General features: G+C 72.3%; 11 protein-coding genes. 4 read left to right on the forward strand and 7 right to left on the reverse strand.

Annotation, left to right across the window (positions count from 1 at the left end; all coding sequences use genetic code 11):
• Window positions 1–85: 85 nt before the first annotated feature.
• Both AB0K03_RS24465 and AB0K03_RS24470 read right to left on the reverse strand, forming a co-directional pair.
• Complete coding sequence (locus AB0K03_RS24465; protein WP_364688582.1) at window positions 86–430, reverse strand: PRC-barrel domain-containing protein; 345 nt, start codon at window positions 428–430, stop codon at window positions 86–88.
• Window positions 431–468: 38 nt separating this feature from the next.
• Complete coding sequence (locus AB0K03_RS24470; protein ID WP_364688585.1) at window positions 469–900, reverse strand: response regulator; 432 nt, start codon at window positions 898–900, stop codon at window positions 469–471.
• Window positions 901–1,124: 224 nt separating this feature from the next.
• Here AB0K03_RS24470 and AB0K03_RS24475 point away from each other — a divergent pair, with 224 nt between their 5' ends.
• Window positions 1,125–3,824: a transglycosylase domain-containing protein gene (locus tag AB0K03_RS24475; protein ID WP_364688588.1), complete on the forward strand. Its 2,700-nt coding sequence runs from the start codon at window positions 1,125–1,127 to the stop codon at window positions 3,822–3,824.
• Here AB0K03_RS24475 and AB0K03_RS24480 read toward each other — a convergent pair.
• A complete protein-coding gene (locus AB0K03_RS24480; protein WP_364688591.1) occupies window positions 3,782–4,123 on the reverse strand; it encodes a DUF2750 domain-containing protein in 342 nt (113 codons plus the stop codon). The genes AB0K03_RS24475 and AB0K03_RS24480 overlap by 43 nt on opposite strands.
• A 78-nt stretch (window positions 4,124–4,201) precedes the next feature.
• Entirely contained in the window at window positions 4,202–4,675 is a 474-nt protein-coding gene (locus AB0K03_RS24485) for a DUF2000 domain-containing protein (protein ID WP_364688594.1), read from the reverse strand.
• A 71-nt stretch (window positions 4,676–4,746) separates the two neighbouring features.
• On the opposite strand from AB0K03_RS24485, the gene AB0K03_RS24490 reads away from it, so the two are divergent.
• Entirely contained in the window at window positions 4,747–5,217 is a 471-nt protein-coding gene (locus AB0K03_RS24490; protein ID WP_364688596.1) for an Lrp/AsnC family transcriptional regulator, read from the forward strand.
• Between the two features lie 5 nt (window positions 5,218–5,222).
• Entirely contained in the window at window positions 5,223–5,708 is a 486-nt protein-coding gene (locus AB0K03_RS24495; protein WP_364688599.1) for a GNAT family N-acetyltransferase, read from the forward strand.
• Between the two features lie 46 nt (window positions 5,709–5,754).
• Here AB0K03_RS24495 and AB0K03_RS24500 read toward each other — a convergent pair whose 3' ends face one another.
• The 3 genes from AB0K03_RS24500 to AB0K03_RS24510 all read right to left on the reverse strand — a co-directional run bounded on the left by AB0K03_RS24500 (window position 5,755) and on the right by AB0K03_RS24510 (window position 10,032).
• Window positions 5,755–8,343, reverse strand: a complete 2,589-nt coding sequence (locus AB0K03_RS24500; protein WP_364688602.1) for a lipopolysaccharide biosynthesis protein — start codon at window positions 8,341–8,343, stop codon at window positions 5,755–5,757.
• 145 nt (window positions 8,344–8,488) lie between these two features.
• Window positions 8,489–8,995 (reverse strand): GrpB family protein, encoded by a 507-nt coding sequence (locus tag AB0K03_RS24505; protein ID WP_364688604.1) that lies wholly within the window; start codon window positions 8,993–8,995, stop codon window positions 8,489–8,491.
• On the reverse strand, window positions 8,992–10,032 hold the full coding sequence (locus AB0K03_RS24510) for a magnesium and cobalt transport protein CorA (protein ID WP_364688606.1): 1,041 nt from the start codon (window positions 10,030–10,032) through the stop codon (window positions 8,992–8,994). The genes AB0K03_RS24505 and AB0K03_RS24510 overlap by 4 nt, the downstream gene beginning before the upstream one ends.
• Before the next feature lie 273 nt (window positions 10,033–10,305).
• Here AB0K03_RS24510 and AB0K03_RS24515 point away from each other — a divergent pair.
• A partial coding sequence (locus AB0K03_RS24515; RefSeq protein ID WP_364688609.1) for a YafY family protein occupies window positions 10,306–11,255 on the forward strand: 950 nt, incomplete at its 3' end.

Consider the following 11,255-nt stretch of genomic DNA (forward strand, 5'->3'; position numbering starts at 1 on the left):
GCCGGCCGCCCAGTCGCCGCTCAGGCCCGCGAGCGGGCTGATCGCGGCGCAGTGCCAACGCCTCGCCACCCGGAGCCACCCGCCGCTACTTGGGTTCGACGAGCCATCTCCACGCGCGGCGCAGCCCGTCGGTGAGGGAGTCGTCGTCGGCGGCCGCGTTCTCGGCCGGCTCCGGGAGCTGAGCGGCGGGCACCGCCACGATCACGCCGTGCTCGAAGAGGCCGTCGATCTGCGCGGCGGGCGCGTACCGGTGGCCCTGGGGCGTGTCCAGGACCAGGCCTTGGAAGATCTCGTCGCGGTCGTCGGCCAGGACGTGGGCGACCGTGCCGGCCTTGTCGCCCGCGCGGTCGTAGACCGGGGTGCCGTCGGCGAGGACGAGGAACGACTGCGGGGCCCCGAGGTCCTCAGGGGCGGTGTCGGTGTCGGACATGCCTGTGACGTACCCCGGGCGGTCCGGTGGGTAACCGCTCAGTCGGCGGGCGGCAGGACGGCGACCTCGCGGTAGAAGCGGTCGATCGTCCGGACGGTCGCCTCGAAGTCGTCCAGCTCGAACGGCTTCGTCACGTACGCGTTGGCCCGGTGCTGGTAGCTGGCCACGATGTCCGGCGGCGCGCCGGAGGTCGTCAGGATCACCACCGGGATCGCCTTGAGCCGGTCGTCGCCCTTGATCGCCGCCAGCGTCTCGCGGCCGTCCATGCGCGGCATGTTGAGGTCGAGCAGGATCAGGTCGGGCCGGTGCGCATCCTGGTACGGCTCCGCGCGCAGCAGGTAGTCCAGCGCCTCGCGGCCGTCGGAGACCCGGTTGACCGTGGTGTGCGTCTCGGAACTCTCGAGCGCCTCCGAGATCATGAAGGCATCGGCGTCGTCGTCGTCGACGACCAGGATGTCGAGCGTGCGCACGGTGCCCCCTTGTTTGCAGTTCGGCAAGCATAGGGTCCGCGGGTCGGGAGTACCACATCCGGGCGGTATGAAATCCCCGCGCGGCGAGACATGTCTCATACCGTTCCCGTGCAACCTGATCGAAAGAGCAGCTCACGCCGCGTCAATGAAAAGTGCACATATGCGTACGCAAAGTAGTTGCCTTTCGCGTACCACAGAACCGTCCGAGATCCCGTCACACATTCGTGACCACCGATGCACCCGCTTCTCCCCGCCGGCGCCGGCTCTGGCGCCGCGTGCTCACCCGGCTGCTTGTGATCGTCGTCTTCTACTGCGGCACCGGGGCGGCGGTGGCCGAGGCGTACGTGGAATCCGTACCGCTGCCGGCCGCGCCCGTCGAGCCGCAGGCGTCGACCCTGTACTTCGCCGACGGACGCACGATCCTCGCCCGGGTCGGTACCGTCGACCACAGCGACGTGCCGCTGTCGTCCGTGCCGGAGGCCGTGCGCTCGGCGATCCTGGCCGCCGAGGACCGCGGCTTCCGTGACCACGGCGGCGTCTCCGTACGCGGCGTGCTGCGCGCGGTGGTCGCCGACGCCGGTGGCAGCCGGGAGGGCGCCTCGACCATCACCCAGCAGTACGCCCGCAACGCGTTCCTCACCCAGGACGTGTCGGTCGAGCGCAAAGCGAAGGAGATGGCGCTCGCGATCCAGCTGGAGCGCCGGTACTCCAAGGACGAGATCCTCGAGCGGTACCTCAACACCATCTACTACGGCCGCGGCGCCCAGGGCATCGCCGCGGCCGCGCACGCGTACTTCGGGGTCACGCCGGACCGGCTCACCGTGGCGCAGGGGGCGGTGCTCGCCGCCGTCATCAAGGATCCGTACGGCTACGACCCCGCGAACAACGCCGAGGCGGCGCGACGGCGGTGGAACTGGGTCGTCCGCGCGCAACGCGACCTGGGGTGGCTCAGCGGCGACCTCGCGTACCCCCGGGTCCTGCCGCCGTCGGCGAAGAATCCCGGCCCGGACGGGATGGTCATCGACCGCGTCGAGCGCGAGCTGGCGGCGCACGGCGTCACCCCGCAGGCGTTGCACACCCAGGGCCTGTCCGTGGTGACGACCCTGGACGCGGCCGCCCAGCGGGCCGCCGTCGCCCAGGTGGCCCGGCATCTGGACAAGCAGCCGAAGGGCCTGCGGGCGGCGCTGGTGGCGGTCGATCCCCGCACCGGAGGCGTCCGCGCATACTACGGCGGCCGGCAGGGCCGGGGCTTCTTCGACGACGCGTCCGCCGCCCGCCCGGCCGCGTCCACGTTCAAACCGGTGGTGCTCGCCGCCGCGCTGCGCCGCGGGATCGCGGTGATGTCGCGCTGGGACGGCAGCTCGCCGCGAGTCTTCCCGGGCCGGCTCGGCGTGCCGTTGCATAACCAGAAGGACCTGCAGTGCTCGGACTGCACGCTGAAGAAGTCCATGATGGAGTCGCTCAACACCCCGTTCTACGCGGTGACCGAGCAGATCGGCGCGGCGGCGGTCCGCGACATGGCCCACGACCTCGGCATCCCGAAGCGGTACGCCGGCGCCCCCACGCTGGTCGACGCCAAGGGTGACCCCCGCCCCGGCAAGACCCGCCCGGACATCGCCATCGGCCGGTACGCGGTGACCCCCGCCGATCTGGCGACGGTCTACGCCACCTTCGCCGCCGGTGGCGTCCGTCATGAACGGCATTTCGTGGAGTCGGCGACGGACGCGGGAGGCAGGCGGCTGTGGACGGCCACGCGCGTGTCCCGTACGGTCCTCGACCCGCGGGCCGCCGCGGACGTCACGTCGGTGCTGAGCGCGACACTCCGCGCGGACGGCGCCCGGCCGGGCCGTCCAGCGGCGGGCAAGACGGGCACCCAGCAGTGGGCTGACACCCGAGACAACCAGGACGCGTGGATGGCCGGGTACACGCCGGACCTCGCGACCGCGGTCTGGATCGGCAAGTCGCGGCCCGGACCGATCCGGGACGCGGCCGGCGAGCCGATCGAGGGCCGGACGATCCCGGCCCGGCTGTGGCGTGACTTCACCCGGGCCGCGCTGGCGGGCTCCCCGGCGCTGCCGCTGCCCGAGGCCGCGAACACCGGCCGTACGGATGCCGGCGACGCCGGTCGTACGCACGACACCGAGCCGGCGCAGCAGCGCGAGCAGAAGCAGGAACAACAGCAGAAGCAGGCGCCGAACCTGGTGGTGGTGCGCACCGCGGGGGAGGGTAAGCGGCTGGCGCTGACCTTCGACGACGGCCCGTCGGAGTACACGCCGGCGGTGCTGGACCTGCTGGCCCGGTACGGCATCAAGGCCACGTTCTGCATGGTCGGCGAGGAGGTGCAGCGGTATCCGGAGCTCGTCCGGCGGGTCGTCGCCGAGGGACACGTGCTGTGCAACCACTCGTGGAAGCACGACGATCTGGGGGCGATGCCCGCGGCGGCCGCCCGCGACGACATCGAGCGGACCGACGCGGCGATCGCGGCCGCCGCGCCGGGCGTGACGGTGCCGTTCTTCCGGGCGCCGTACGGCTCGTGGGGCCAGTCCGCCAAGGAGGGCGTCAAGGCCGGGCACACGCCGCTGGGCTGGGTCGTGGACCCGGACGACTGGCTGCTGCCCGGGGCGGACGTCATCGCCGACCGCATCGAGAAGCAGCTCACGCCGCGCGCGGTCGTGCTCGTCCACGACGGCGGCGGAGACCGGCGGCAGACGGTGGAAGCGCTGCGCAAGCTCATCCCGAAGCTGAAGCGGGACGGCTGGACCTTCGACCTTCCCGAGCGGACGGTGGCGTCGAAGCCGCTGAAAGCCTCGCCGCCGCCCTCGCCGTCGGTTCCACCCAGCGCCGGCCCGTCGGTGTCGCCGTCGGGCAGCCCGGAGCCGAGTCAGCCGAACCAGGAGGAGACGCGGTCCGGGTCCACGTCGTAGCCGGTGGCGCGGGCGCCCGCCCAGTTCACCCCGACCAGCACGCCGTCGCGCCGCAGGCCGGGGAGCCAGCTGTCGAGCCAGTCCGCCAGCGGGATGTCCACCACCTCGAAGCCGCGGTACGCCTCGACCGCGGTCACGACCCGCTGGGCGCGCGACTGCTTGGACCAGAACGGCATGGCCCGCGTACCGTCGCCGTCCCGGGGCGCCGGGAAGCCGCCGGCGTCCCGGATCGACCAGACCCGGCCCTCCTGGGGCACTTCCCGGCGGAACGCCGCCGCATGGGCCGCGCTGAGCGACATGGCCGCCCCCTCCTCGTTTTTCCGGCGCTGTCCCCATCGTCGCCTGCCGAGGCGATCCAGGTGATTCGAACGCCCGAATCAGGCCAGCAGGCCGAGCCGGTGCACCAGCTTGTCGATCCGGTTCCGCGGCCCGACCAGGCTGATCGCGTGGTACGCCAGCTCCGCCGCCGCCGTCTCGCCCACCCGCTGCAGGTACTCGTCGTACACCCGGGTGCTCTGGCCGTCGGTGGGCATGTCGGCGACGAAGACGCCCAGCGACTCCACCGCCTTGGCGCGGATCTCACCGAGCTTGGCGACCGGCGCGCCCAGCACCGAGCAGCCGGCCCAGGGCAGGCCGGGGTGGACCGACCCGCCCCCGTCCTTGGCGTCGGGCCCGAGCAGCCCGCTGACCGAGGTCGCGGTGGCGGCGGCCACGCAGATGGCGGCGTTGACGGCCCGGCCGGCCGGCAGCGACTCGTCGACCACGATCACCCACTTGAGCCGGGCGGACCGGGTGGGCTCGGCGGTACGGATCTCCTCCGGCTCGAAGCCGACCTGATGAATGACGCTCATGAGGCAAGAAGCTAGGCATTGCTGCGGTGTACGGGCAATAGTTTCGTACTTGATTCGGATACGGTGCCGACATGGCTGCACTCGACGAACTTGATACGGCGATCCTGCGGGAATTGCAGGTGGATGCACGGCGTACCAACCGGGACATCGCCGCGGCGGTCGGCGTCGCACCCACCACGGCGCTGGACCGTACGCGTGCCCTGCGCGAGCGCGGCGTCATCCGTGGCGCCAGCCTCACCGTCGACCTGGCCGCGATCGGCCGGCCCGTGCAGGCGCTGATCGCGGTGCGGATCCGGCCGCCGTCGCGTCGCAACATCGAGGCGTTCCGGAATTGGGCGGCGGCGCTGCCGGACACCCTCGGCGTCTTCGTGACCTCGGGTACGGAGGACTTCCTCATCCACGTGGCGGTGCCGGACAACGACAGCCTGTACGCCTTCGTCATCGACCGTCTCACCGAGCACGCGCACGTGGCGGACGTGCGTACCTCGGTGGTCTACGAGCACCTGCGCAACGACCGGATCAGCCCGGTCCGGCGAGAATGAGGCCCATGGAGATACGTGAGGCGACCGCGCGGGACTGGCCGGCCATCCATCCGTTCTGGTCGCGCATCGTCGAGGCGGGGGAGACGTACGCGTACCCGCTCGGCCTGAGCAGCGACGACGCGCGGGCGCTGTGGATGGAGCAACCACCCGGCCGCACGGTGGTCGCCGTCGACGGTGACGACGTACTGGGATCGGCGAAGATGGGGCCCAACCGGCCGGGCCGGGGCGCGCACATCGCCACCGCCGGCTTCATGGTCGATCCGGAGCGGCACGGCCGCGGCGTGGGCCGGGCGCTGGGTGAGCACGTGCTCGGCTGGGCTCGCGCCGAGGGCTACCACGGCATCCAGTTCAACGCCGTCGTCGAGACCAACACCGCCGCCGTACGCCTCTGGCAGTCCCTCGGTTTTCAGATCATGACGACGATCCCCGAGGCGTTCGACTCGGCGTCACACGGCCTCGTGGGGCTGCATGTGATGTACCAGAAACTCTGAGCAGGTGCGCGCGGCCGGCCGGGGGGCGGGCCGGCCGCGCGAGTCCCTACCGGGCGGCCATGATCAGGGCGGCCGGGTCGGCGCAGACCAGCTGCAGCGCCCGGGCCACCACGGCCGGGTCGTACGTCGAGGCGTGGAACGTGGCCTCCAGGTGCAGCACGCCGCCCATCTCCGAAGTGGTCAGCGTGATGCCCTCCGGACCGTTGAGGGTCGGCACGCTCTGGTTCACCCGGCCCGCCGCGTCGCCGGACCACGGCAGATCGGCGAGCACGTCGTGCCGGCCCTGGTTGCTGAAGGTCAGCCGGGGCCGCGGCCGCGCCGGCGCCACCGCCGGGTACGGGTCCGGCAGCCCGGGCGCCCCCGCGACGAGGATCTTGCCCTCGCGCAGCAGCATCATCGTCAGGATCCGGCCGCTCGCGAGCTCCGCCTTGAGGGTCGTGTGGATCGACCGGGGGTCGGTCAGGTCCTCCGGCGTCAGGTACGGCCCCATGCAGAAGTTGCTGTCGATGCTGACGTCCTTGTCCAGGTAGCGCCGCGCGTCCGCCAGGAACGTGCCGCCGCCCAGGTCCGGGTCCAGCCCCAGGTCGCGCAGCGCCACGGCGAACGCGGCGAAGGTGATCGCCGAGGTCGTCACGCCGGGGGCGTGCTCGTCGCGCCACACCCGCATCCGGCCCAGCACCTCCGCCGACCGGGCCGTCTCGACGGTCAGGGCCGGCGCCCACGGGCGCGTCTCCGCCTGCTCCACGTGCGGCGGCCGGGGGAAGCTCAGCCCCTGCTTCCAGCGCGCCGGCTTGGTGCCGAACTGCTTCCACCACGCCTTCGGCAACGCCCACCGGTGCCGCCGCGAGGGGGCGATCACCGCGGCGCGCTCCTCGCCGGCCGCGCGGACCAGCTCGCGCAGGAGCGTGTTGACCGGCCCGGCGTCGCCGTACGCGTGCGACACCTTCATCGCCACGTACCCGCCGCCGGCCAGGATCCGGACCGGGTGGTGACCGCGCGGCTCGTCCTGCAGCCGCCGGGTCATCGCGTCGAAGTCGGCCGGCCCGTCGCCCAGGTCGGTCACGGCCTCCTCGGCGTACGCGGCGAACGTCGCGGCGTCCATGTGCAGCCAGCGCGCGCCGCTGCGGTCCAGGCGCGACACGGCCCGGTGCGTCGGGTCGGCGGCGTGCAGGCCGATCAGCGCGGCGCGCAGACGCTCGGCGGTCACCCCGGTCAGCGGTCCGACCGTACGGATGTACTCGAGCGGCAGCCACGCCCGCTCGTGCAGCGTCAGGCTGGTGGTGGACACGACATCTCCTTCGTCAACGGCGCGGGCGAAGACCACCCGCAGCACGGTCGGTGCGACCAGCACGGTCTCCACCGCCATCACCAGGGCGACCCAGGTGACCAGCTCGGTGAGGCTGCCGCGGCTGCCGCCGTACCAGGCCGCGAGCAGCTCGGCGACCCCGGCGAAGACGGCGAAGATGCCGGCGCCGCGGACGGTGCCCTGCACCCGGGAGATCGCCAGGAAGAAATGGTGGAAGACGAACGGCACGTACGTCAGGGCCAGGATGGTGAGCGCGGCGCCGGCCGACTCGGCGTAGCTCGCGCCGAACAACGACATGATCCAGTCGGCCGCGAAGGCGACCACCAGCGAGACGGGCAGCCCGCCGCCGAGACAGATGAGCAGGCCCATCCGCACCTTCGAGCGCAGCGCCGCGCGGTCGCCGCTGGCCACCGCGAACAGCGTCAGCGCCACGTTGCCGGGGACCATGGCCAGGAACGACAGCACCATGAACGCGGTGTAGAAGGACGCGTTCGCCTCGGCCGACAGCACCGCCGTCACCACCAGCGGCAGCGCCGCCCGCGGCAGGTACGTCGCCAGGTTCAGCAGGTTGTGGTCGAAGGTGGCCCGGCCGCGGCCGCGCAGCAGCGACGCTCTCGGGCGTACGGAATCGATCATCTTCTTGCGCCGCAGCGCGCGGCCCAGGACCGCGACCGACAGCACCATGCCGGCCACCCACGTCAGCAGCAGCACGCCGCCGTCGAGCGTGAACGGCAGCAGCGCCAGGATTCCGAGCAGGACCAGCTTGACGACGGAGAACCAGGCGTTGCGCATGAGCTGGAGGGGCCCCTGCAGCAGCCCGACCAGCGCCTCGTCCAGCACCAGCGTCATCGCGTTCAACGCGATGCCGAAGACCAGCAGCACCGTCGCGGCGGTGCCGCCCAGCGCCTCCTGCAGACCGGGGATCGCCCAGTGCGCGAGCCCGACGTAGATCAGGCCGCCGACCGTCGCGGCGCTGCCCGCCACGAGCAGGCACGTCGAGATCAGCTGCCACTTCGGGCCGCGCAGCGACGGCAGGTCCGAGATCAGCATGGTGCCCATGCCGAACATCCCGATCGTGCCGATCAGCGTCATCGCGGACACCGCGGCGGAGGCCTGGCCGACCGCCTCGGCCGGGGCGGTCCGGGCGGCCAGCCACCAGTACGCGAAGCCGAACAGCGAGGTGAGCGCCGTCGTCGCCATCAGCGACCCGGCGTTCAGGAACAGATCGAGATGCCCGCGCAGGACCGCGACGAGCCCGGCGCGGCCCGGACCCTCGGGCCCGGCGTCCAGGCTCTCCGGTACGGCTTCGGTAACCGAGGTCTGCTGCACAAGGGGCAACGGTAGTTACGGTCAGTGTTCGCCTGCCACGGCAAACCGGGGCACACCCGGGGTTCCGTCCGGACTGGAGACCTTGCGCTCCGGAGGAGGGGACCGGGACCGAACGGCCGAGGTTTGTGACGGCTGTGAACTGGTGTTATTCCTCCCAGACCGGAACCGGCGGCAGACCCCGCTCAGCCCGGGCGGCATCGGTCAGTTCCTGGATCAGCCGGGTCTTACCGCGCGTATACGCCTCGCCCGGGCCGTACCGGTCCATCAGCTCCCGCTTGAGCGCGGCGTAACGTTCCCGGGCCTCCGGGTACGCGAGGAGGTGGTCGCGCAGCAGCCGCTCGTTGCGGGTCGGCCAGCTCGCGGTCGTCACCACGTGCAAGTGGTACGCGGTGCTGTCGTAGTCCTCGCGCCGGTAGAACAGCCGTTCCGGCATGTCGGTCGGCTGCAGCCGGTATCCGAGGCTCTGCAGCGCGGGATCGTTGACCTCCGCCAGCTCGTCGAGCGCGGCCATCAGGTCGATCACCGGTTTGGCGGCCAGCCCGGGCACGGCGGTGCTGCCGACGTGCTCCACGGCGGTGAACAGGGGCGCGAGGGTCACGCACGCCTGCCGGCCCAGCTCGGACCAGCGGTCGTCCGGCTCCGCGATGGTCACAACCAACCCACCTTCTTCAATCGGCGGTACAGCACGACCGCCGCCACGGCCATGAGTGCCAGCGCGCCGTAGTAGCCGTAGCGCAGCCGCAGCTCGGGCATGACCTCGAAGTTCATCCCGTACACCCCGGCGATGGCCGTCTGCGCCGCGGCGATGGCCGCCCACGACGCGATCTTGCGCATGTCGTTGTTCTGGTCCACGGAGACCTGCGCGAGCCGGGCCTGCAGGATCGAGTTCAGCAGATCGTCGAAACCGGCGACCCGATCCACCGCCCGCGCGAGGCGACCCCGTACGTCCACAAGGTACGGATAGAGGCCGTCCGGCACCACCCCGCGGTCCAGGAGCCGCTGCAACGGCTCCTGCAGGGGCAGCACCGCGCGCTTGAACTCCACCATCTCGCGCTTCAGCTGGTAGATGTGCGCGATGTCGGGCGCCTTGTCCACCGCGAAGGTCGTCTCCTCCAGCGCCTCCAGGTCCCGTTCCACATGCCCGGCGACGTCCAGGTACAGCTCGACCATCCGGTCGCAGACGGCGTACGCGACGGCCCACGGCCCCTCGGCCAGCAGCGCCGGTCGCGCTTCGAGCTCTTCGCGTACGGAGGTGAGCGCGCCCGCCGCCCCGTGCCGCACGGTGATGACGAACCGCGGCCCCAGCAGCACGGTGACGTCCCCGGTGTCCACGACCTCGCTGGTGGCCGTCAGTTCCTCGTGCTCGACGTACCGCGCCGTACGCAGCACCAGCCGCGTGACGTCGCCGAGCGTCTCCGCGACCGGCCGGTGCCCGGCTGCCGCCGCCTGCACGGCGGTCAACTCGTGCAGCCCGAACACCTCCGCGATCGAAGCCATGGTCGCCTCGTCCGGCTCGTGCAGCCCCAGCCACACGAACGCGTCCCGCTGCCGCGCAGCCGTCCGTACGGCATCCGCGTAATGCGACCTGCCGGACCGGCGCTTGCCCTCGTGGTAGACCGCGCAGTCGACGACGGCGTCCGGGTTCGACCGGCGGAGCTGCTGCGGCACCTCCGGCCGCGACCGGCTCAACCCCTCGATGATCCGCCCCAGCGTCCGCGGAATCAGAAAAGGCTCTCGCCGCCGCCACCCGAACATCCGCCCGCCCCCTCCGACGATCCCGGCGCTTTCCTCGGCCGATGATCTCGGCGCTTTCCCCCGGCTGATGATCTCGGCGCTGTCTCGTCGCCGATGATCTCGGACGACCGTAGCGGCTGCGTGCCCGTGCCGGACGGACAGCCGGGCTGCCCCGGATAGAGTCACCACCGGTCACAATCTGTCCTCAATCGGCGGGAGCCTGTCTCCATGGCGAACACCAGCGCACGGATGCTCCGGCTCCTCTCCCTGCTGCAGACCCACCGCTACTGGCCGGGCGCCGAACTCGCCGAACGCCTCGACGTCAGCGCTCGCACCCTGCGCCGCGACGTCGACCGGCTTCGCGAGCTCGGCTACCCCGTCGACGCCTCCCGCGGTGTCGCCGGCGGCTACCAGCTCCAGGCCGGAGCGGCCATGCCACCGCTGCTGCTCGACGACGACGAAGCGGTCGCCATCGCCATCGGCCTGCGAACCGCTGCCGCCGGCGCCGTCGCGGGCTTCGAAGAGACCTCCGTACGCGCCCTCGCCAAAGTCATCCAGCTCCTCCCACCCCGGCTGCGCCGCCGCATCGACGCGCTCCAGGCCATGACCACCCCCGGCGTGCTCGGCGGCGGCCCGACCCTCGACCCGACCGCGCTCACCACCCTCGCCATGGCCTGCCGCGGCGAGGAACGCCTGCGGTTCACCTACGCACCCCGCGACGGCGACACCGCCGACCGGCACGTCGAACCCCACCGCCTCGTCCCCCTCGGCCGCCGCTGGTACCTGATCGCCTGGGACCTCGACCGCGGTGACTGGCGCAACTTCCGGGTCGACCGCCTGACGCACCCGGCGATGACCGGTGCGCGCTTCCGTCCCCGCGAGATCCCGGGCGGCGACCCGGTGACGTGGCTGCGGGCGCGGCTCGCGGCGGTGCCGAACCGCTACGACGTCTCGGTGGTGCTGCACCGCGACGCCGAGTCGGTACGGGCGACAGTCGGCCACTGGGCCCTGGTGGAACCCCTGCCGGCCTCGCCGGCCGGCGGCGCGCCGCCTGGCGGGAGCGCTTCGCCTGGCGGGAGCGGTTCGCCTGGCGGGAGCGGTTCGCCTGGCGGGAGCGGTTCGCCTGGCGGGAGCGGTTCGCCTGGCGGGAGCGGTTCGCCTGGCGGGAGCGGTTCGCC

The organism is Actinoplanes sp. NPDC049316 (assembly GCF_040677315.1).
Lineage (GTDB): Bacteria > Actinomycetota > Actinomycetes > Mycobacteriales > Micromonosporaceae > Actinoplanes.